The organism is Undibacterium sp. MH2W, from assembly GCF_049340215.1.
Classification (GTDB): Bacteria; Pseudomonadota; Gammaproteobacteria; order Burkholderiales; family Burkholderiaceae_D; genus Undibacterium.
Map to the genome: position 1 here is coordinate 561,389 of NZ_JBMPPA010000001.1, position 23,475 is coordinate 584,863.

Here is a 23,475-nt window from a genome sequence, read left to right on the forward strand (position 1 = left end):
ACCGAAGGCTTACAATTCTGGAGGCTCTTTATATTTGATCAACCACATAGAAAAATTGGAACAAGTCTATCCTGCATGTAGATATGAAAATGATATATTTAACATCATTGGCGCATAATTGATAACTTATCAATTACAATCGATATTCCAAAGATATTCTCCACTAGTGGAGTCATTTTGTTGGAAACTCAGCGAAAATGAATCGAATATACGTTTAAACTCAATAAAAATAAATTGTCAAAAAATACACAAAAATCAATGACCAAAAACAAATTAACGCTTTCGCAACTAGAACAATATCTATCTAAAGCCGCCTGGATCTTAAAAGGACCAGTCGATGCCTCAGACTTTAAAGTATATATTTTTCCCCTCCTTTTCTTTAAACGCATTTCTGACGTTTACGATGAGGAATATAGAACCGCTCTTTTGGAGTCTGATGGAGACCAAGCCTATGCCCAGCTTCCAGAGATGCATAGATTCGAAATTCCTGCGAACTGCCATTGGCAAGACGTAAGAGAGCAAACAACAAATGTTGGACAGGCTATTGAATTTGCTCTTCGCGGAATTGAGAAGGCAAATCAAGATTACCTTTACGGGATATTTGGTGATGCGCAGTGGAGCAACAAGAACAAGCTCTCGGATAAGCTTCTTATTGATCTAATCGAACACTTCTCACAATACAGTCTCAATAGCGAATATGTTGATCCAGATATGCTTGGACAAGCATACGAATACCTGATCAAGCACTTCGCTGATCTTACAAACAAAAAAGCGGGTGAGTTTTATACACCACGATCTGTTGTGCATCTTTTGGGTTTGATTTTAGATCCACATCAAGGGGAAACGATTTACGACCCTGCGTGCGGCACCGGTGGCATGTTGCTCGAGTGTGTCGATCATCTTAAACATAACAACGAAGACTACAGAACCTTAAAATTATTTGGGCAAGAAAAGAATCTAACGTCGAGTTCTATTGCGAGAATGAATATGTTTTTGCATGGGATCGAGGACTTCGAGATTATTCGCGGAGATACACTTCGCAACCCTGGATTTTTTGAAGCCGACGGTCTGAAGACGTTTGACTGCGTTATCGCAAACCCCCCATTCTCGCTAAGCGACTGGGGCTCAGAAAACTGGGCAAATGATCCGTTCGGACGCAATATCGCTGGCGTACCTCCACAAGGCAACGGCGATATGGCTTGGGTTCAACACATGGTCAAGTCGATGAATAGCACAGGACGCATGACGGTAGTGCTGCCACACGGTGCGCTATTTAGAAAAGGTGCAGAGGGAAAAATTCGCCAGGCGTTAATCGAAAAAGATATTCTCGATGCAGTCATCGGCCTCGGTCCAAATATTTTCTACGGCACGCAACTAGCTGCCTGCGTCATGGTGTTCAAACAAAACAAAGAAAAATGCCGAAAAAAGAAAGTCTTGTTTATTGATGCATCTGATCAAGTTCGCGTTGGCCGCGCCCAGAACTATCTAGAGACTCAACATCTCGGCCAAATCTACGACTGGTATTCAAAATTCGAAAACATCGAAAACTCAGTCTTTGTCGCGTCGCTAGCGGACCTAGAAGCTAACGACTACAACCTCAATATTCCGTTGTATGTCGAAAAAATCATCGAAGACAATCTACCAACTGTTGAACAAGCCATGGCTGATTTGAAAACAGCGTGGCAAGAGAGCTTGGAAGCAGAAGAAAAATTCAAAACTATTTTAAAGAGATTTTTGTAATGAAAGAACTCCAAACGCTCGACGATATTTTTGCCAAGAAAATTTTCCGTATTCCCGATTACCAACGTGGTTATGCATGGGGTGAAAAACAGCTTGTAGAGTTCTGGGAGGATCTAATTAATTTATCGCCAGACCGATCACATTACACTGGAGTTCTTTCCATAAAGAAAGTGCCACAAGAAGTTTATAAAACATGGACGGATGAAATATGGCTAATAGAAGGAAGAGGCGTCTCTCCATCTTATGTCGTCGATGGTCAGCAACGTTTAACAACTGTCTCAATTTTTATGCAGTGTTTAATTGAGGCTGTTGAATCACATCCAAATAATGCGAACCTCTCCAGTGCCAATATTTTCTTAGGCTCATACAGGCTAAGTGAAATAAGAGAAAACTATATCGTCATCACTGAACCGATACATAAAACCATTAACACCTACAAATTCGGCTACGAGATCGATAATCCTTCATTTGAATTTTTACGATTCAAAATTTTTAATGAGCCCAATGCTGGCAGCGTTAGTGAAACGTTTTACACCTTAAATCTTGAAAACGCTAAGTCGTTTTTCTCTGAAAACATAGCAAGCATACTCAACCAAGAGGGGTTGTCAGCACTAGAGGTCCTCTACAAAAAACTCACGCAACAGTTCTTATTTAATCTTTATGAAATTAATGATAACTTTGACGTGTTCGTCGCCTTTGAAACAATGAACAATCGGGGAAAGAAGCTGTCGGATTTAGAGCTATTAAAGAACCGTTTGATCTATCTCACCACGCTTTACCCTACAGATGAAGTCAAGAATAACATCAAAGAAGCCGCCCGTAAAAATATCAATGACACATGGGGTGAAATCTATAATCAATTAGGACGCAATAAACTCTCACCGCTCAACGATGATGATTTTCTGAATGCACACTGGATCATGTACTTCAAATACAGCCGCAATACTGGCAGTGATTACATTAAATTTCTTTTGGATGAACATTTTTCTCCAAAAAATATCTTTGAAAAATCAAAAATTACTATCAAGAAGCTCTCAGAAATTCACGAAATAGGGAATGATACCGAATCGGAAGACGACGAGACGTATGCCGAAGCTTTGTCGTCTGCACATTCTAAACTGACGATTACTCAAATTATTGAATACGTGAATAGTCTCAGGGCTTCAGCGAAAATTTGGTACGCGACATTTTTCCCCAATGACGCCAATGAATTGAGCATTGATGAACGACTAGCAATGGATAAAATTAATAGGGTCAAAATTTCCTATTTCAGGCCATTAATAATGGCTGCGCTACTAAAAACCTTGATTAATAGCCCAGAACGACTTTTGCTTTTAAAGAAAATTGAGCGCTTTATTTTCATTTCATTTAGGTTGTGCCGCGCCCAAGCAAACTATGGCAGCAGCCATTTTTATCGTTCAACCAGAGACGTTTACTTTGGAGAAAAAAGCTTAAGTAAAGTCTGCGAAGAATTAGATAATCATCTAGACTGGGCTTTTGATAATAATCAGGTATTCAAGGTAGGTAATTTTTCCAATTTTATGGATAAAAAATTCGCTTCAAATGGGCCGGGATTTTATGGCTGGAATGATTTGCGATATTTCCTATTTGAATATGAGGAAGATCTAAAGATAACTCGTGGTCAACCAAAACTTGGTTGGTCAAATTTTGTTCGAAGTGTAAGTGATACGTTTTCAATTGAGCACATATACCCTCAAACAGCGGATAGTGAATATTGGTCAGAACGTTTTTCTGGGTTTAATTTAGAGCAGCAAAATTGTTTGCTGGGCTCGTTGGGTAATCTCCTGCCGCTATCGTCAAGCATTAACTCCAGTCTACAGAACGATGATTTCCCAGATAAAAAAGAAACGAAGCAGGACAGTAGGAGCAAAGTAGTCAGAAACGGCTATAAAAATGGATCGTATTCAGAGTTAGAGATAGCTAGTGAATCTGAGTGGACCGCACAACAAATCAAAAAAAGAGGTTTGAGATTACTCGCGTTTATGGAAAGGCGCTGGGACCTGAAACTTGGTACCGAGTCGGATAAAATCGCTTTACTGCATCTATCATTTCTCAATGAAGCCGGTATTGAGAGCACGGTAGAACATGAATCAAACAAACTATGATGACCCAACAAGAACTAGAAAAATACCTCTGGGGTGCGGCCGTTGCGCTACGAGGTACGATCGACGCTGGCGATTACAAACAATACATTTTCCCTCTTCTCTTTTTCAAACGCATTTCAGACGTTTATGATGAAGAGTACGATCTCGCGCTTGCCGAGAGCAATGGCGATTTGGCTTATGCTGAGTTCGCCGAAAATCATCATTTCATCGTTCCAAAAGGTGCGCATTGGAACGACGTGCGCGAAACAACGGTCAATGTTGGACAAGCATTGCAAGAAGCGATGCGGGCAATTGAGAAGGCCAACCCTGATACTCTGCATGGCATTTTTGGCGATGCCAATTGGACCAATAAAGAACGCTTATCCGATGCAATGCTCATTAACCTCATCGAGCATTACTCGCAGCAAAAACTCAGCCTAACCAATGTTCCAGACGATAAACTAGGCAATGCCTATGAGTACTTAATCAAAGAATTCGCCAATGACAGCGGCCACACCGCAGCAGAGTTTTATACCAATCGCACTGTAGTCAAACTCATGACCATGATCATGGACCCGCAGCCGGGCGAGAGTGTCTATGACCCGACCTGCGGCTCTGGTGGTCTATTATTGAACTGCGCATTGCACCTCAAAAGCGAAGGTAAAGAATACCGTACACTCAAACTCTACGGGCAAGAAATTAATCTACTCACTTCAGCAATCGCCCGCATGAACATGTTTATGCATGGCATAGAGGAGTTTCAGATTGTGCGCGGCGATACATTGGCAAATCCGGGTTTGCTTGAAAATGATCAACTGAAAAAATTCAACGTCATCCTTGCAAACCCACCCTACTCGATTAAGTCATGGGATAGGAAGAGCTTTGAAAGCGATCCTTATGGCAGAAATGTATGGGGAACACCACCTCAGGGGTGTGCGGATTACGCGTTTCAACAGCATATTCAAAAAAGCCTTGATGAAAAGAACGGTCGCTCGATTTCGCTATGGCCCCATGGCGTTTTGTTTCGTGATTCGGAAGCAGAGATGCGTCGGAAAATGGTTGAAGAGGATTTGGTTGAATGCGTGATTGGGCTAGGGCCAAATCTATTCTATAACTCGCAAATGGAAGCATGCTTACTAATTACAGCAACGAACAAAGCTCCAAATCGCAAAGGTAAAGTTCTGATTATTAATGCTGTCAAAGAAGTGAAGCAGGAGAAGTCAATTTCCTACCTTGAAGACAAGCACATCAAACGAATCTTCAATGCCTACCACAACTTTCACGACGAAGATGGCTTCTGTAAAGTGATCAGTAATGAAAATGTTGTTGAGAAAAAAGGCAGCCTGAATATTGCTCAATATGTCAGCAATGTCGATGCTGACCATAGCAATCTTTCCATTACCCATGCGTTGGAAGCCTGGAATGACTCTTCTGAAAAATTACAGTTAAGTATGAATGAACTGTTTCAGACTTTGAGTGGAGTAAAATAATGCCAAAAATTGATCTAAAAAATCTCGATAAGTCTGATTGGAAAACCTACCGATTTGACCAAATTGTAAAGAATGTTTCTGAACGAGTAGAACCCGCCGAAACCGAACTCGAAATTTATATTGGACTTGAACACATTGATGCCGAATCCATTCATATCAAACGATTTGGAAAACCTTCCGATGTAGAAGGTCAAAAGCTGAAATGTTATCCCGGCGATGTAATTTTTGGCAAACGCCGAGCCTATCAGCGCAAAGCTTCGGTTGTCACCACCGAAGCGATCTGTTCCGCTCACGCCTTTGTTTTGCGAGCCAATCCCGAAGTGATTGATCCGAAACTTCTCCCGTTTTTCCTTCATTCTGACCTGTTTATGCACCGTGCCGTCGATATTTCCGCCGGTGGACTTTCGCCAACAATCAACTGGGGCGTGTTGAAAATTCAGGACTTCCTCCTCCCACTCAAGGAACAGCAGACCGAACTGGCAGAACTGCTCTGGGCGATGGATGAAGTGGTTGAGAAGGATCTGGCGGTGTTGGAGAAGTTGGTACAAGTCAAACATTCCGAACGTAATAAAATCTTTTTCGGTTATGACCGTGATTTGCTTACGAAAGAAAAAAATTTGGATGATGGAATTGAAATTATTAGTCTCGCGGATTGCTGCGAAATTGCCAATAATTTACGCAAACCAATTAACAAAGAAGAACGTCAAAAACTCAAAGGTGATTATCCATACTATGGACCGACATCGATTATTGACTATATTTCTGAATACAGAATAGAAGGAAAATACGTATTGATTGGAGAAGACGGCGATCACTTCCTAAAATACGCCACTTGGTACATGACTCAATACGCTACTGGGAAGTTCAATGTGAATAATCATGCTCACATTCTAAAAGGGACCGACCGTTGTTTAACAAAATGGCTGTACTATACTTTTCAACACCGAAACATCATACCTTACTTAACCAAACAAGGTGCGACACGCTATAAATTGAACAAGGATTCTCTTTCCAATATTCCAATAATTGTTCCACCTGTCGAAAGGCAAATAGAATACATAAAAATATTTGATGGTATCGAAAAATCACTAAGTACTATTGATTCCAGAATTTGCGCTTCCAAAGCCCTCCAAAAATCCCTCATCAACGAGGTATTCTAATGGCCTTTACCGAACTCAACTCCGTAGAACATTTCATCATCCATAAACTTTCGGGAAGCAATCTCAACACCCAAGCCACTGTACCTGCAGTGGCCGAAGATAGTGACAACAGCTACGGCCATTTCTGGCACTACCGTTCGCCGGAACAGCTTGCTCGTAGTGTGAACGAAGTGCTTTTGGAAGATGAACTCAAATCCGCCCTGATCAGACTCAACCCTGAAATCGCTGAAAAACCAGAGCGTGCCGAAGAAGTGATTCATACTCTGCGTGGGATTCTAGGTTCGGTCGCACATACGGGCTTGGTTCGGGCAAACGAAGAATTCCTCAAATGGGTCTGTGGTGAAAAATCGATGCCATTTGGCGAAAACAATTCTCATCGCCCGGTTCGAATCTTTGATTTTGAGGATGTCGCCAACAACCACGGTATCGTAACGAATCAGTTCCGCATTCATCACCGAGAAACTAAAATTCCTGATGTGGTGCTCTTCATCAACGGAATTCCAGTAGTGATAGGCGAAGCCAAAACGCCAATTCGCCCGGCCATTTCTTGGCTGGATGGTGCTCACGAGATTCATGCCATCTATGAGAACGCGGTACCACAACTCTTTGTCCCTAATATTCTGTCTTTTGCTACCGAAGGCAAGCAGCTTTTTTACGGAGCGGTTCGTTGCCCGCTGGAGTTTTGGGCACCGTGGCGCATTGAATCAGAAAACACGGCGCTGGCTCAGGCTTTAGGGCTCGCCGAAATCGGACAAGAACTGTCCGACCTGCTTTCGCCAGCACGCTTGCTTGATATTTTGCGGAACTTCACCCTTTTCTCTAGCAACAACAAGAAGGTTCGCATGAAGGTAATCCCCCGCTTTCAACAGTACGAAGGCGCGAACAAAATTGTTGAACGAGTAGTCGAAGGTCAAATAAAAAAGGGATTGATCTGGCATTTTCAAGGTTCGGGCAAATCACTGCTCATGGTCTTTGCCGCACAAAAGCTGCGCCGCACGCAAGCACTTAAAAGCCCTACCGTTCTAGTCCTGGTCGATAGGACGGATCTGGACACACAAATTTCCGGCACGTTTAACGCCGCAGATATTGCCAACGTGGAGAGCACCGACAATATCAAAGAACTGCAGACGATGCTGGAACGCGATACGCGAAAAATTATTATCTCCATGATTCATAAGTTTCGCGATGCGAAGCCGAATATGAATACCAGAGATAACATCATCGTCTTGGTCGATGAGGCACATCGTACGCAAGAAGGCGATCTAGGACGTCAAATGCGCGCTGCTTTGCCGAATGCTTTCTTGTTTGGGCTAACGGGAACACCAGTCAACAAAGCAGATAAGAATACGTTTTGGGCGTTTGGTGCTGAAACGGACGAAGGTGGCTATATGTCTCGCTATACCTTCCATGACTCCATTCGCGACGCTGCAACCTTACCGCTACATTTTGAACCACGCTTAGTCGACGTTCATGTCGATAAAGAAGCCATTGATAAAGCCTTTGCCGAGTTTAAGGAAGGTGCAGCGCTGACGGACGAAGAAGCCGATGGGCTCAATCAAAAGTCAGCCAAAATGGCAGCCTTCTTGAAATCACCGGAACGAGTCAAGAAGATCGTTGAAGATATTGCGATCCATTTCAAGACTAAGGTGGCACCACAAGGTTTCAAGGCGATGATCGTGACACCAGACCGTCACGCCTGCGTGCAATACAAAGAAGAGCTTGATAAACACTTTCCGGAGGCGGCAAGCCGCGTGGTGATATCTACGACTGCCAACGACGATTTCGATTTCAAGAAAAAATGGGGTCTCGATAAAGGTCAACAAGAAAAAGTAGTCGAGGAGTTTAACAATAAAGGCTCTGAGCTTCAGTTCCTCATCGTCACAGCCAAACTCCTTACGGGTTTTGATGCGCCTATTTTACAAACTATGTATTTGGACAAGTCGCTGAAAGACCATACCTTATTACAAGCAATCTGCCGAACCAATCGATTATTTCCGCAGAAGACTTTCGGCCGGATTGTCGACTACTTTGGCGTATTCGATGACGCAGCGAAAGCGCTTGAATTCGATGAGCAAAGCGTGAAGCAGGTTATCAGCAATCTTTCAGAGCTGCGTGATCAACTACCACAAGCTATGAGGGATGCACTGGCGCATTTTCTTGGGGTTGACAGAACCCTAGATGGCTTTGAAGGTTTGGAAGCTGCACAAAATGCGATTAGTACGGTTGAGAAGAAAGATGCTTTCGCGTTAGATTTTAAGTATCTAGCGCGACTCTGGGAGTCATTGTCGCCAGATGCAATACTCAATCTCTACAACCAAGATTACAAATGGTTGGCTCAAGTTTACGAGTCGGTGAAGCCTGCATCAGATAATGTGGGGAAACTATTGTGGCTAACGCTAGGTGCTCAAACCACCCAGCTCATTCATGACCACATCCATGTCGGAGATGTGCATACTCTAGATGAATTCGTATTAGACGCGGACGTCATTGAAAATATTTTCAACAATCCTGAATCCAAACAAGTTAAGCAACTTGAAAAAATGCTCGCCAAACGATTCCAAAAGCATGCAAGCGACCCTCGATTCAAATCACTAAGCGAACGACTCCTAGATCTGCGCGATAAGGCGGAGCAAGGACTGATCACATCCATCGAATTCGTTAAAGAGTTATGTAAGATCGCGAAAGAGACTATTCAGGCAGAAAAGGATCTAGAAGCTGCGAAGCAAGACAAGTCACCACAAGCCGCACTGACCGAATTGTTTTTGGAATTAAAAACAGACCAAACACCAGCGGTAGTCGAACGCATCGTTACCGACATTGATGCCATCGTCCGCATCGTGCGCTTCCCTGGATGGCAAACGACGATAGGCGGCGAACGAGAGGTGCAAAAGTCGCTTCGTAAGGCATTGTTGAAATACAAGTTGCATACCGATCAGGCTTTGTTTGATCGGGCGTATGCGTATATCAAGGAGTATTACTGATGGCACAGGAAGAACAAATTGGGGACAGCGATCTCACCAAAAAGATCTGGAGAATACTAGAACGAGCAAGGGGAAGTGCGAGCATCGATCATTTTCGAAAATTGGCTTTCACAATTTTGATAATTGGTTATTTTCAGGAACGATTTGGGAAGAAATATAGAGAAGTCGGTTCATCTACAATCGACGAGCTTCGTCGACACATTGTTGAACTCGTCAATATTTTCTCGGTCCAACAATTGATTGTGTGGGATTTAGAAAAAACAACAATAACTTTTCTACGAGAAAAAATTATAGACACTATTTTCTCGAAAGAAGTCGATGCTGATTTTCATCAAGAAATACGCGCATTTCTTGCTGATATACGTTTCCCGGTGACCTCGGTAGTCGCTCAAAGAACACTGTATGAGCTGAACGCAAGGTTTACAGAAAGTGAAGCGCGTACGGGCAGTCAATTTTATACCCCTAATGACTTGAATAAGCTAGTCTTAGGTATAGGGAAACGGTTTAATCCTAAAAAAATATGTGACCCTTTTGCTGGAGTCGGATTGACTGCATTACAGTTTTATCGTGAAATTGCAAACCCTCAAATATACACTCAAGAGATCAATTTAAATTCTCACTATTTGGCAACAATTGCTCGGATTATTCTCGATGTACCAGGCCAAGATTTTCTGGGAAACTCACTAAGTGAACCAATATATAAGAATCAACATTATGATTTGATTGTCTCATTTCCCCCTATGGGTATCAGAATCCCTAAATACGTTATGGAAGATACTACTCGCCAACAGGAACAGCGCGAGGTTTGGAAATTGATGACGATCGCCCGCGACTTACCTGAGACAAGAAGCGATCTATTTATTACCTTGAGCATGTTAAATGCACTTGAATCTAATGGTACTTTAATTACTTGTTGCCCATTGGGGCCACTAAATAGAACTGGAAAAGAATTTGAAATTCGAAAAGAACTTATCCTTAACAATTTAGTCGTCGCAGTCATTCTCTTACCAAACAAGATCCATTTCTCGACGAGGATTCCAACAGCACTTTTGATTCTAAAAAAATCGCACTCAAGATTCGATACGAGCCAATCAATCCGATTTATTGATGCCTCATCTTTTTGCTCGCCACAAAAAGGAAGAAATGGTTTTGAAGATACACAAATCAAGCAGATTCTTGATGCGACTGAAAACGATGGAAAATATAGTGTGTCTGTAGCTGGTCATGCCGTCATCGAAAACGGTGCATCGTTAGATCCCTCACAATACGTCAAAAAATCACTTTCCATTCGCACACTAGCTCTTCGAAATTTTCGTGGATACAAAGAATTTTCAACGTCAATTCATAGCCACCTAACCGTCCTCGTTGGCGAAAACGGTGCGGGCAAGACCTCTATACTTGAAGCCATCGCTGCTAGTCTTGGGCCGTTTTTGACTTCGATGCCCGAAGCAAAAGGGCGACTCCTTCGCAAATCCGATATTCGAATTTCAAATACGGATGAATCCGACTACGCACAAGTTTCAGTGGAGACAAATTCTAGTTTAAGCTGGGATCTAACTTTAAGAGGAGTATCGAAAGGAAGCATTTCCGGAATAGGTCATGCGGCTTTGGCAGAATTCGCAACTGAAATCGTAGAGAGTAGCGCCGAACTTCCTTTAATCGCGTATTTCGGCACGAATAGAACTCTTACTTCAGCAGGAAAAGTTGCAATCGATCCTTTTGAAATTAACAGTCGATACGAAGGCTACGACGGTGCCCTTGAAGCACGTCTTAATTACACATCAATAAAGAATTGGTTCTCGAAGATTGAAGTAGCGGAACTTAGAACTCGTGACGAAGAAAAAAGATCCAATTACGTGCACCCTGTAAAGTCTCTAATTCTTAGAGCAATACAGAAAATCGTACCGAGCGCGGAGAACATTTCTTTCGACAGAAATGAAAGTGATATTCGCGTTCAGTGGCGTACAGCAGGGAATGAACAGGTGTCACTTTCTTTGGAGCAGCTCAGTGAGGGGAATCGGAGTATGGTTTCTATGACTGTTGACTTGGTTAGACGCGCATACCAATTGAACCCGAAAAGCACCGATCCATTAAACGTATCAGGCATCGTCTTGATTGATGAGATTGAATTACATTTACATCCTAGGTGGCAACAAAAGGTCTTAGATGACCTACGATCACTCTTTCCCAATATTCAATTTATCGTATCGACTCACAGCCCCCAAGTACTCACAACGGTAAAAGGCGAAAACATTCGAACCGTATCATACGATAGTCAGGTTGCTGGGCATGTAACCACACCGTATGGTGCTGAAAGCGGATGGGTAATGGAAGAGATTCTTGGTGTCAAACAGCGCCCAGAGACAGATGTCATCGTAAAACTACGTAAGTACTTTAACTTGATTGAAGATGGACTGTCAGAGTCTGATGCCGCTCTACATTTGAGAAGGGACATCGAGGAGCTCACCGACGGCAAAGAGCCTTTGCTTCAAAAGGCCGACCTCGCGATCAAAAGGGTCAATTGGGTTCGTTCGAAAAAAGGTGAATGATGCCTTACTTCCATATTTCAGAACCACCTGAACTTGCGGCATTTAGAACGGGGAAACCTGATGCAACATGGACAGATTTGAAGGCAACAATGAACGTGAACCTTGCGGTCAAAAGTGCCGTCCCAAAAAAAGGCGGGGGATTGTGTATTTATTGTGAGCAAAAACTAATCGACAAATTCGATTTCCAAGTTGAGCATTTTGAACCGAAGAAAGGGGATAAGAATTCGACATACACCCCTAGTGAACCAAACTGGGCAATTTATTGGAATAATTTACTGCCTGCTTGTCTCGGTGGAACAGCACCTAGAAGTAACATGCCGATCTTAATTTCAGATTCGGAGTCTCGCGTTTATACTTCGAAAAACAATATCTCTTGCGGTCAATTCAAAGGGGAAAAAAAACCCAAAGATGGCTTCATTCCTCCCGAAAAAATATCAAGTACCGAAGTAATATTTCTATACGAAGTTGACGGAAAAATGAAATTTAATCAAAACGCGAAAAACCTTCGTGAATTGAATAAAGCCGCTGTAGACAAACATATCGAGTTACTCAATCTAAACTGCGATCGTCTAAAGCGAGCAAGGGCCAAGTTTGCAATATTGTTGGAGGATGAATTCGCAATCGCCCAACAAAGTGATGAGGACGTGAGCGACCTAATAGAAAATTGGTTGACACCGAATAGTGATGGTCTGCTTGACCAGCCGTTCTTTTCTCTAATTTTAAGTCGGTACAAAAACTTAGTAGCGCAAGCTGAGACTTAGATTAGAGAACATTAAAAAATTCACAGCATCTTCAGCCCTCATCTCAAAAAAGAGACTTGGTTTCTACAAATAGTTTTATAAAGTAAATTGGAATAATGAGCGACTACGATTTTACAACCTTGAACGACAAAGAATTCGAAGTTCTATGTGCTGATTTAGTTGGACTAATTGAGGAACGGCAATTTGAACGTTTCAAGCCTGGCAAAGATGCGGGTGTCGATGGTCGTTATTTCATAGAAGAAGACAAAGAAATTGTTCTTCAATGCAAGCATTGGGCAAATACTCCACTTTCGCAACTAATAATTTCCTTGAGCAAGGTCGAAAAGAAAAAACTCGACAAACTGAACCCACATCGATACATCCTTGCGATTTCCAATCCACTATCTCGATCAGACAAAGATAAGATATTCGCCGCATTGACTCCACACGTTAAATCAAAATCCGACATTCTTGGAAAGGAAGATCTCAATGACCAATTACGCAGATATCCTAAGATCGAACAACGCCACTACAAATTATGGCTGACTAGCGCAAAATTGCTACAGCAAATTGCGAACAACGCTGTGCTTGGTCGAAGTCAATTTTCAGTTGAATCGATTCTGGAATCATCACTTCGCTATGTTCGAACTGAGAACCACGATGCTGCGAAGAAACAACTTGAGAAGTTAGGGGTAGTTATCATTATGGGTGAGCCAGGTGTCGGGAAGACGACACTTGCGGAACACTTATGTCTAGATTACCTTGCCCAAGATTTCGATTTGATTACTATTGCAGAAAGAATAGATGAAGCAGAATCGTTGTTTGATCATGAATCGAAACAGCTTTTTTATTTCGACGATTTTTTAGGAAGGAATTACCTCTTAGCGTTAACTGGCCACGAAGGTAACCACATTACTCAATTCATAAAACGAGTTTCAAAAAACAAAAATAAGCGATTTATCTTGACGTCAAGAAGCACAATCTTAAATCAAGGAAAAACCTTGATCGACAGCTTTGAGATCAATAATTTACGACGAAATGAATATGAGCTTCAGATAAAATCATTATCAACTTTAGATAAAGCAAAAATTCTATACAATCATATTTGGTATTCATGCCTTGCGCATGATTATGTAGAAGAATTATACTTTGAAAAACGATATCGAAAAATCATTGAACATCGTAACTTTAATCCTCGCTTGATCAACTTCATAACGGACAATACACGTTTGGAATCTTGTCCTGCTAATCAGTATTGGAATCACATTTCGCAGTCGTTATCGAATCCGTCTCAAATTTGGGAGAATCCATTCGTCGCACAACAAGATGACTTCAGTCGATCCATTGTTATTTTAGTCGTAATGAATGGTAGGCAAATAGACGAGCAAGATTTGAAAAATGCATACGAAAGATATATAGGATTTCCAGAAAACCAGACTTTCCAAGGTCGGCGTGATTTTCAGAATAATCTGAAGCACTTAACTGGATCCCTACTAAATCGAAAAGTTGATCGAGACAACACTGTTTCGATTGATCTATTCAATCCTTCAATCGGCGACTTTGTCTTGAGTAGACACAGAGATGAAATGTCCACAATCAAGAAATCAATTCTTAGCCTAAAAACCAGTTCATCTTTAAGAACGCTAAGAGACTTGTCAACGAATGGCCTAATTACCAAAGAAAATACTTTTTCAATCTGTGAAGCGCTTCTAAATGACCTTTCTTTTACTGAAAAATCAATTAAGCACATTCAATACCTGGCATTAGTTTGTAACCTCTTCATCGATTGCATAGAACCCAGCAAACAAATTTCACATCTCTTCAAACATGCCGTGAAAGAAATCTCAAAATATTCATGTGACGGAATTACAATCGAATCATTCAAAGTGGTCGAATTTTCTTTCACTCACGGTATATTGAAAGTTGAGGATGTCGTAACCTTTCTAGACGCTATGCTACCGGTTGTCTGTAGTGATGAAGAAATACACAGTTTTATTAACGTACTAAACTGCCTTTCAGATACCACACAAGTATTTTTACCTCTAAAAGAGCTTTTCAATCAACATGTACTTGAGCTAATTCAAGAAAATCTGGACGAATTCATTGATGTAAACGAAGCATTCAATGGAGCGGGTTGGGACGATTCAGAACTCGCAGAAGAACAATTATTGTCTCTGATCCAAATTAAGCTTGACGAGTTTCAGGTAACCTATAACTTCAACAATAGATTGAAAATTATGGAATCCATCGAAATTGAATATCGTCTACAAAAATATATTATGAATTCATCTGACGGTGGGGACCAATACTCGCCTGGTTCTATCGCTCAAGGCCCTGATGCTGTTGATGATTTATTTGACCGCGGATAAAGCACAATAAATAAAAATGCCCTTTGAACTTCCCTTAACACTGCTATTCTTTTTATAAAACGTCTTTAGGTAAACTGCAGTTAAGAGATCATATCTTTTCTCCAACTAAATACTTGAGTACGAACAAAGATGTATTCGGAAAGCTGGAAATCGAAGTTCGATTACGTGATGACTTTGGTCAATGACGCAAATGGGCTTAAGTTCTCAATATTGTAACTTCTGCACCAGACCGTATTCTGGGCGCTTGTAGGTGAGCCGTTCGGTTATATGCTTTGCCGTTTGGATCTTTTACGGCGTGAGCGAACTGATGCTCCATAAAATCAACTCGTTCACCTAGTGCTTCATCCATAATAGTTCGAGCCATAGTTCTGAGCCCATGCGTAGTAATCATTTCTTTCGTGTAGTCAAGAGATCTCAATGCCGCATTGATAGTATTTTCACTCATACAGCGCTCACTCGTTCCAATACTAGGAAACACAAATTTTTATGTCCGGACATTCGGTGAACTGACTTGAAAATCGCAAAAGCCGGAGTTGACAGTGGCACGGCGTGATAAACACCCATTTTCATTTTATATATCGTATGCCTCATTCAGTTTTTTTAAGTCACTCACTGACCAATCTACCGAACGTAGTTCACTTGGCCCAACTATGACTATGGGGATAACCTAAGCCCGACTACACCATCCTCTCACAATATGTCGCGAGCAACGCTTGGAAGTACTTTCGCTATCTCTAGCAACTTCGCAATACGTACCTGCATTTGATCCGCTAATTCTTTGAGGAAGTTCTTTTCTAGGTCAGTCAGTAGCGGGTCTATTAAGAGCGTAGGCAGCGCAGCGTTCGCTTTGTTTGCGACGTTTTTGATTGTCCGTGCAACCAGGTTCAGATTGAGATTCACCTGAGTAGAGAAGTCAGCCCACTGATAGGCATGTATAGCCTCTTCCATGAACTCGTCGCCAATTGCCATCGCAAATTCATGGTTGATGGTCGGGTAGATCAACACGCTAAGTTGATCGTAGGCTGGAGCCATTTTCAATCCGTCACGGGATACGTAAAACGACATGTTTTTTCCGTGCGCGTCAGAGTTGCCTATCAAGTGTTGAAAGATCAGCCAACGCAACTGCCGTAGGCTCATATCGGCCTTGTTGATCGCCAAGTCTGTGATCGAAAATAAGTTGTTCACAGAGACGCCATCTCGGATGTGCTGCACGTGTTCGCCCGACCCAAAATTGCGTTCGTACTTTTGCTCTGGTGATTTATTGAGTGCCTGGCAAGCGTCAATCATATGCAGTCGCCGTATGTCCCCATCAACCACTTGGCGATCAAATCGCTTGACGACTAAAATCGGTTCCGGCACGCGCAAAATATCTACCTCGGCTGACTCAATTCCTGACATCGCCGCCAAGCGCATGCAGAAATATTCGTTGGCGACCTGACAGTCGTTTAATCCGCTCGTCTGAGGTTTTAAAATATGGGTAGACGCGTTCTGCCCACTCGGTAGCCACAAACGTCCATCGTGCGTTTTATGCACGGCAAGTTTGCTTTGATAGCCGGCGATAGACATACGTACCTTACCATCCCAAACGGAAAAGGGGATGTTGGGCATCGCGCGAATACGCTCAGACAGCTCTGTATGGCTGATTTCGCGCAAGTCACTATGGCTATCGATGGCTTCGGGACGAAGTCCTGGGGGAAGCAGCATCAGTGCGCCGGCACTTTCTTTACCCAGCGCATGGAGTAGTCCGAAAATATTCGATTTCGACAGCCCGTTTGCGAGCACTGCTTCATCAAGGCTTTTCCCCTCTGGGAGTAAATTCGAAAAGAAGAAGCGTACTTTTGCGGAGTGTATTTCAGCAGAGTCATCGCTGCCGGCAAGCGGGAGCGTTGGTGAAATGGGATATCCGTTGGGCGATGCGACCCAACCTGGCTCATAAACCAACCGGAACTGACCTAGGTCATTCACTTCAAGCGTTGCAACCTGAGTGTGCGCAATCCAGATGATTAGTTCATTAGTTTTTTGTAGCATCGCTAGCCTCAGTTTCTTCATTTCTGATATCGAGATCCTCGCCACGCTGCTTGACGAATAGATCCAGACCAAGGCAATTGATGACCGCAAATACTTTGTCTATCCCAACCGAGCGATTCCCATTTTCTAAATCCGAGAGCAATTGCACCGATACATTGGAGAGCGCGGCTGCATCATCAATGCGAATGCCGGCAGCAACTCGTCGTGCACGTATCCATTGCCCTAACTCCTGTGCGGAGGAGATTTGCGGAGGAGGAAAATGGGCGATTTTAGGGAATTTGCCAGCCATAATGACTCGAATAGGAGAAATAAAGAGAATCTGAGGAATGATGACATAAATATTTCTTTTATATGAGAAATGATGAGGTTTTTGAGTCGCTTTTTTACATCGTTTCTCATATTTGTTAAATATAGGTGACGATGAGCGGTGACGCAATCATGATTTCTTCTATTTAAGTAATAATGAAATGGTCGGCTTGATGTGATTGTAGGCACGGATCTACATCGTCGTCTCCATAAAACGCTACGTGTTGGTGGCGGGGGGGGGGCGTCGGCAAACACTGCGGTTGTGTTGCTTCAATAATTCGATAGCTCGATATCGCTGGTTTGTCGGAATAGTTGAGCTCATTGTTTTCGTTGCAAACGGAGCTGCGGTGAAAATGAAAACGATTAACACTCAATTGCTTGTTGAATTCAAAAATTGGCTGGCGACAGTTGCACCAAACGAAATGTGTTGAAGCGTAGACGAGGCGTGCAACAGGCCCGCATTGTGAGCGACCTGATTGACGAGGGATTGTTAATATCTACGGTGCGTTGATGATCAAGTGAACCGCAAAGCCAATTCACATTGGTGACTCATCTCAATAACAAACTTCGATGTCACCAAACAAAAAACATCCCGCAAAAACAAAAAAACCTCTTGAAGATTCAAGAGGTTGTATTCTGTTGGTGCCGAGAGCCGGAATCGAACCGGCACGCCTTGCGGCGCGGGATTTTGAGTCCCGTGCGTCTACCTATTCCGCCATCTCGGCAACGCATAAACGAGATTATGACAGGATCAGCTCATTTTTGCAAGCGTGGTGCTGTGTTCGTCGCGCTTTGGGAGTGTTTCGGGAGCGTTTTAGTGTGGGTATTGGTGGTGATGAGGCGCACGTTTTTATATTTTGAATATATTTTTTAGTCCGAATTTATTTCTTGAGACGTTTTGCGTGGGCGGTGTTAGTGCTGGGTGTCGCTGAGTGTGAAGTGGCGTTGTGTGTGTTGGAGATAGAGCCATAGGAAGAGGGCGACGAGGGCGATGCTGGCGCTGTTGGCGAGCCAGAAGCCGGCGGCGCCGTGGAGTACGGTGGGGATAGCGGCGATTTTGTAGGCGCGGAGGATGAAGGCGACGACGACCTGGATCGCATCAAAAATTTGGTACACCGCGATGAAGAAAAATAGCGGCAGGGCGGCGGCGATGATGGTGTCGTTATTGGTGTAGGCGTGGAGGATCCACACGCGGGTGAACCAAATGAGGACGCCCATGGGGATGGCGCAGCCAGCGGCTAGGTAGAGGCCGGCGTTGCTAATTGTTTTTGCGTGCTTCAATCGTTTCGCGCCGATGGCTTGTGCGACTAAGGTACTGGTGGCGTTGGCGATCGATAAGGGCAGCATGTATAAAATCGTGCCAAAGTTAGCGGTGAGCTGGTGTCCTGAGACCGCGACTTCGCCGAGGCGGGCGATGAATAAGGCCATGAACGCGTAAGCGGTCACTTCAATTAAATAGCTTAGTCCCATGGGGATGCCAAGGTGAAGCAGCGCCTTGAGCGATTGCCACTGTGGGCGCACGAAGCCAGTACCAAAAAGCGCGAAGAGTTTGTAGTACTCGACGCGATGGAGTATGACCCAGCCAGTAAGCATCATCAGCCACGCGATGACGGTGGTGGCAGCGGCGCACCCTGGGCCACCCATCGCTGGGATGCCGAAGCCACCAAAAATAAAGAGCAGATTGAGTGGCACTTTGAGTGCCAGCGAGGCGAGCTGAATCGCCATCACCATCTTGGGTCTGCCGACCGCGTTGTTGAGTGCGCTATAAATCCGAAAGCCTAGTGTGGCGGGCAAAGCGAGGGCGAGGATTTGTAAATACAGCCGCGACTTCTCATTGAGTGTGGGGGAGGCTTGTGCGATATCGAGCAATGGTTGTGGAAACAACAGCATCGTGCACCCCAGGCACGACAAGAAAAACGCGAGCCAAATACCTTGTTTGATTTTTGCGCCGATGAGCGGAAACGCGCGCGCACCAAAGAGTTGCCCCACGGTGGGCGAGATGGATTGTAGGACGCCATTGAGTCCGACAAAGATGCTGACATAAATCGAGATGCCGATCGAAAGCGCAGCCAGATCCGTCGCAGAAAATCGCGAGGTCATCGCGGTATCAATCACCCCATTGGCAACCACCGCCAGCTGACCAATTAGCATTGGCCATGCAATGGCGGCGATGTGTTTGACGTTGCCAGCGATGCCCAGTGGTGCCGGCGGCGCAGATGTTGCGTGAGAGCCTTGTTGTCCTTGGGGTGACGGTGCGGTCATTTGGCTTTGCGACGGTACAGCGTCAGCATTTCATCTTTATCGTAAGCGCGATGGCCGTTCCAGATCCGTTGCCACTGGTCGAGCTGATATTGTGCTGGCAACTGTGGTTCTTCGGATTGTTTGCGATTGTGCTGCAACATCAAAAATTCACAATCATGATCAGAGAACCCGGCAAAATGGACGCCACCAAAATACGCTAACGAAGCGCGCTGTGATGGGCCAATGAAGGCTTCGACGCAGTAATCTTTTGCTGGCAATTGCTTGGTTACTTCGGTGCTGAGCGACGCATAAGAAATGCGTTGGTTAATCCATGGTAACCACAAACTCAGGAGCAGCATCCAGCACAAGATCACGCCACCGCTCGACAGAACGACAGCACGCCACAGCACGGAGGGTTGACGTGAAATGCGCCAGTACACCAGCAAGAACCACGCGATGGTCGTTGCCAGCGCCAGTGCGAAGACAAACGGATTAAAGCTCGGCACAAAACCCGGTGCTAAGTGGATAATTTTTGCACTCATTTTTTCTGGCCAGCCGGTTTGTTCGGCGATCCAACCCAGCCAAATAAATCCAGCGATGCCTGTTAACACCAAGACCGCAAACCAATCCACGGCATTGATGGCGCTACGTTTCATGGTCGGCAAGCCAAAGGCCGCCAAGATCGCCAGTGGTGGCAAAATCGGGAGCAGCAGGCTTTCTTCTGATGAGGGATTGACGAAGCTCAACAAAACGAAGCACAAGAAAAATGTACTGGGTAAGGAAATATGCAGGGCTTTTTCTTGTCGACGCCATGCATAAATCGCCCAGCCTGCAAATGGCCATGCCGGCCACGCAAACCAAATGCTGTATTTGAAAAAGTAAGTGATGTTGGCGATGCTTGGCCAATTGACTTGGTGCGTATTCCAAGACATCCATGCTGGATAAGGGCTGCTATCGAAGGGCGCAACGATCCGAATTGCCACGAGCCATAAGGCGGGCAGGATCAGGGCGACGGGGACGGCAGCGAGAATAAATGTGATTTGTCGGGTTTGTTGGCGATAGAAGCAGAGCAGACACAAGCTAATCACCAGACTCAATGGCGCAACCCAGCCGCGCGTCAGTATCAAGAGACCTAAACTAAAACCTAACTGAATCACCAGTCGACGTCGTGGTGCATCCAACAAGCGCACACACAAATACAAACAAAATGCGATCAATGAAATGTGCAGCGTTTCGATACTGGTTTCATGGCTGCGCACCAAAAGGCCTAAGCAGCCAAGGTAAATCAACAACGCGCCATCGGCGAGTGTACGACCAAAATCTTGCGGTTCCGGTTGCCCGCCAAACGCCAGCTTGAGCGGTTGTGCTTCGGCACGTCGCCCTAAGAGGTAGGTGGCGTACCACACGGAGACGGAGCCGAGAATAAAAAAGATACCTGTCGATAACCGCGCTGCTAAGGGGTCTCCTAAGACACCCCCAAAAATCTGAATGCAAATGGCACCAATCCAGTAGGCGAGTGGCCCTTTGTCTGGCATAGGCATGCCAACGATATGGGGCCACAGCCAATCAGAGATCGTGCCGTGTGCCATGGTCCACATCACACCAAAACTGGTGGCGTCGTCCCCTTTCCAAGGGTCGCGTCCGATGAGACCGGGCAGAATATAAAGGAGGCAGAGGGCGAAGATACCCCAGCGTGGGAGTGCAATGGTAGCGGCAGCAGGAAGTCGAACTGGCTTCATAGGTAATCTTTTTATAATGACCGTGTCGGTGGTTGATGCGTAGCGTTGTACGGTCGCTTATCGTAAATGATATTGTACGGACATCATTAGTAAAAAAGGCAGCCTGAGCTGCCTTTTTTATTAAAACCGTTGCGCTGCTTAGTTTGCAACAGATGTCTTGGAACCGACGCTGCCGAACTTTTTGCGGAACTTGTCAACACGACCAGCGGTGTCAACGATTTTATGTTTACCAGTGTAGAAAGGGTGGGATTCTGCAGAAACCTCGATCTTAACCAGTGGGTATTCTTTGCCTTCGAATTCACCTTTGTCTTTTGTGTTGATTGTAGAACGTGTGATGAATTTGAAATCGTTAGAAACGTCGTGGAACAACACTTCGCGATAATTTGGGTGGATGCCGTCTTTCATGCTTGCCTCAGTATATAAAGTAGGTAGCCAATATGCACTTCGTCGATCGCACAGCTTCTTGATCCGATTGCGTATCACTTGCCAGAGTTGATTAAAGTTGGATTTTGCGAGAACAAAATGCCAAGCCCATGATTATACAATGATTTTTATATTTAGGAATAGGCTTGCATTGCTTCCGGAGGGCAAAATCCGGCTGGGGCAAGGCATATTTAAACGGAAATGTTGGGTATTTCACCTGTAAAGCGGGTCAAAGCGCGCCTTGCAGGTAAAATGCCATCCTGGAAGTCTTAAAAAATGAACATCAGTAAAGCAAATTAAAGTAAAGCTAAGCTAGCTAAACTAAGTAAATAAAGGGTTTGAGGTATGGCGAGTAGTTATCTGGGAATGAATGCAATGATCCACACTGCCGAAGTGGCCGGGGTGATTGCGTTTGCCTGCTCTGGTTTTATTGAAGCTCGCCGTAAGCGTATGGATGCTGTGGGATGTTTTACGGTCGCTTTTATTACGGCGTTTGGTGGAGGTACCTTGCGTGATCTCTTGTTAGACCGACGCCCCTTGTTTTGGGTGGAAAACCAAGAGTACCCGATTCTGATTTTTGCGTTATCGCTGCTGGCGATTCCTTTATTGCGGCATTTACGCCATGCCCTTACAGAAAACGCCCTAGAATGGGCCGATGCCTTGGGGCTGGGCTTGTTCAGTGTAACGGGAACCTCGTTGGCGCAAGAAGCTGATATGCCGGTCTTTGTGTGCGCCATGATGGGAGTGATCACGGGGATTTTTGGTGGGGTGCTGCGTGACGTGATTTGCAATGAAATCCCGTTGGTATTTAGACGTAGTCAGTTGTACGCCACCTGTGCCTTTGCGGGATGCTGGGTTTATCTCTTGCTGGACTGGCGGGGTGCATCCGAGGCGGTCGCGGTACTTGCGGGCACGTCCACCACCTTCGCCATGCGGATGCTGGCATTGAAATTTAATTGGAAACTGCCGGCTTAACTTTTTTTAATGGCGGGCAGGTAAATAATCCCGCCAAGAACATATCCACCATGCTTTCGGCGTGCGCAATCATGCAATACGCCGACGTGTCTTCGAGCCATTCATGCACAATACCCACCAAGAATGCATGATTGGCTTGCATCGCAATCCACGTATCCGTCTCAGGATGTAATTTACCTTGATCCACGGCGTTTTGAATGATGGCTTGAATTTTTGCCATACATTCGACGCGCTGCTTTTTTTCGTTTTCAAAAAAAGGCAGATCAGGATTTTTTTCGCAGCGGTGGAAAATAATGTCAAACACGCGACGCTGGCGCTGATCGCCAGAGACGAGTTGTAAAAAATGAATGTCGAGTTGCTTCAACGCTACCACAGGATCTTTGTCCGGTGTCTCTAAAATTTCATTGAGCAGTGCTTCCATGGGTAAAAACGCACGATCGCACATGGCTTGTAAGAGGGCATTTTTATCTTTGAAGTGCCAGTAAATGGCACCGCGTGTCATGCCCGCAGCCACTGCTACATCATTGAGCGTCGTATTCGTGACGCCTTTTTGAGAAAACACTTGCTCTGCCGCATCTAGCAGGGCGGCATAGGTTTCGAGTGCTTCTTCTTTCGTCTTTCTGACCATC

General features: G+C 44.5%; 15 protein-coding genes and 1 tRNA gene. 9 read left to right on the top strand and 7 right to left on the bottom strand.

The genetic code is table 11. The annotated features are described in order from the left end of the window. Positions 1–258: 258 nt before the first annotated feature. The 8 genes from ACO0K2_RS02345 (at position 259) to ACO0K2_RS02380 (ending at position 15,134) form a co-directional block, all read left to right on the top strand. The gene (locus ACO0K2_RS02345) at positions 259–1,740 is read left to right on the top strand and encodes a type I restriction-modification system subunit M (protein WP_423015339.1); all 1,482 of its coding nucleotides are present in this window, start codon (positions 259–261) and stop codon (positions 1,738–1,740) included. Continuing rightward, complete coding sequence (locus tag ACO0K2_RS02350) at positions 1,680–3,866, top strand: DUF262 domain-containing protein (protein ID WP_423015341.1); 2,187 nt, start codon at positions 1,680–1,682, stop codon at positions 3,864–3,866. The genes ACO0K2_RS02345 and ACO0K2_RS02350 overlap by 61 nt, the downstream gene beginning before the upstream one ends. Continuing rightward, complete coding sequence (locus ACO0K2_RS02355) at positions 3,863–5,335, top strand: type I restriction-modification system subunit M (RefSeq protein ID WP_423015343.1); 1,473 nt, start codon at positions 3,863–3,865, stop codon at positions 5,333–5,335. The genes ACO0K2_RS02350 and ACO0K2_RS02355 overlap by 4 nt, the downstream gene beginning before the upstream one ends. Further along, positions 5,335–6,495, top strand: coding sequence for a restriction endonuclease subunit S (locus ACO0K2_RS02360; RefSeq protein WP_423015345.1), 1,161 nt, complete (start codon positions 5,335–5,337; stop codon positions 6,493–6,495). The genes ACO0K2_RS02355 and ACO0K2_RS02360 overlap by 1 nt, the downstream gene beginning before the upstream one ends. After that, complete coding sequence (locus ACO0K2_RS02365) at positions 6,495–9,476, top strand: type I restriction endonuclease subunit R (RefSeq protein ID WP_423015348.1); 2,982 nt, start codon at positions 6,495–6,497, stop codon at positions 9,474–9,476. The genes ACO0K2_RS02360 and ACO0K2_RS02365 overlap by 1 nt, the downstream gene beginning before the upstream one ends. Continuing rightward, entirely contained in the window at positions 9,476–12,025 is a 2,550-nt protein-coding gene (locus ACO0K2_RS02370) for an N-6 DNA methylase (protein WP_423015350.1), read from the top strand. The genes ACO0K2_RS02365 and ACO0K2_RS02370 overlap by 1 nt, the downstream gene beginning before the upstream one ends. Continuing rightward, positions 12,022–12,786 (top strand): retron system putative HNH endonuclease, encoded by a 765-nt coding sequence (locus ACO0K2_RS02375; RefSeq protein ID WP_423015352.1) that lies wholly within the window; start codon positions 12,022–12,024, stop codon positions 12,784–12,786. Before ACO0K2_RS02370 ends, ACO0K2_RS02375 begins: the two co-directional genes overlap by 4 nt. Positions 12,787–12,881: 95 nt before the next feature. Further along, positions 12,882–15,134, top strand: a complete 2,253-nt coding sequence (locus tag ACO0K2_RS02380; protein WP_423015354.1) for a restriction endonuclease — start codon at positions 12,882–12,884, stop codon at positions 15,132–15,134. 690 nt (positions 15,135–15,824) lie between these two features. Here ACO0K2_RS02380 and ACO0K2_RS02385 read toward each other — a convergent pair. From ACO0K2_RS02385 to ACO0K2_RS02410, 6 genes are all read right to left on the bottom strand, one after another. Further along, positions 15,825–17,162, bottom strand: coding sequence for a HipA domain-containing protein (locus tag ACO0K2_RS02385; RefSeq protein ID WP_423015356.1), 1,338 nt, complete (start codon positions 17,160–17,162; stop codon positions 15,825–15,827). Beyond that, complete coding sequence (locus ACO0K2_RS02390; RefSeq protein ID WP_423015358.1) at positions 17,146–17,451, bottom strand: helix-turn-helix domain-containing protein; 306 nt, start codon at positions 17,449–17,451, stop codon at positions 17,146–17,148. The genes ACO0K2_RS02385 and ACO0K2_RS02390 overlap by 17 nt, the downstream gene beginning before the upstream one ends. A 657-nt stretch (positions 17,452–18,108) precedes the next feature. Further along, positions 18,109–18,193 (bottom strand) — tRNA-Leu (locus tag ACO0K2_RS02395). 187 nt (positions 18,194–18,380) lie between these two features. Then, positions 18,381–19,619, bottom strand: a complete 1,239-nt coding sequence (locus tag ACO0K2_RS02400) for an MATE family efflux transporter (protein WP_423016141.1) — start codon at positions 19,617–19,619, stop codon at positions 18,381–18,383. Between the two features lie 107 nt (positions 19,620–19,726). After that, on the bottom strand, positions 19,727–21,448 hold the full coding sequence (locus tag ACO0K2_RS02405) for an ArnT family glycosyltransferase (RefSeq protein WP_423015360.1): 1,722 nt from the start codon (positions 21,446–21,448) through the stop codon (positions 19,727–19,729). Positions 21,449–21,586: 138 nt separating this feature from the next. Beyond that, entirely contained in the window at positions 21,587–21,853 is a 267-nt protein-coding gene (locus ACO0K2_RS02410) for a type B 50S ribosomal protein L31 (protein ID WP_423015362.1), read from the bottom strand. A 363-nt stretch (positions 21,854–22,216) separates the two neighbouring features. Between ACO0K2_RS02410 and ACO0K2_RS02415 the strand changes: the two genes are divergently transcribed. Next, entirely contained in the window at positions 22,217–22,846 is a 630-nt protein-coding gene (locus ACO0K2_RS02415; protein ID WP_423015364.1) for a trimeric intracellular cation channel family protein, read from the top strand. Here ACO0K2_RS02415 and ACO0K2_RS02420 read toward each other — a convergent pair. Further along, positions 22,824–23,474 (bottom strand): TetR family transcriptional regulator, encoded by a 651-nt coding sequence (locus ACO0K2_RS02420; protein WP_423015366.1) that lies wholly within the window; start codon positions 23,472–23,474, stop codon positions 22,824–22,826. The two genes, ACO0K2_RS02415 and ACO0K2_RS02420, sit on opposite strands and share 23 nt — an antisense overlap. Between the last annotated feature and the right edge of the window lies 1 nt (position 23,475).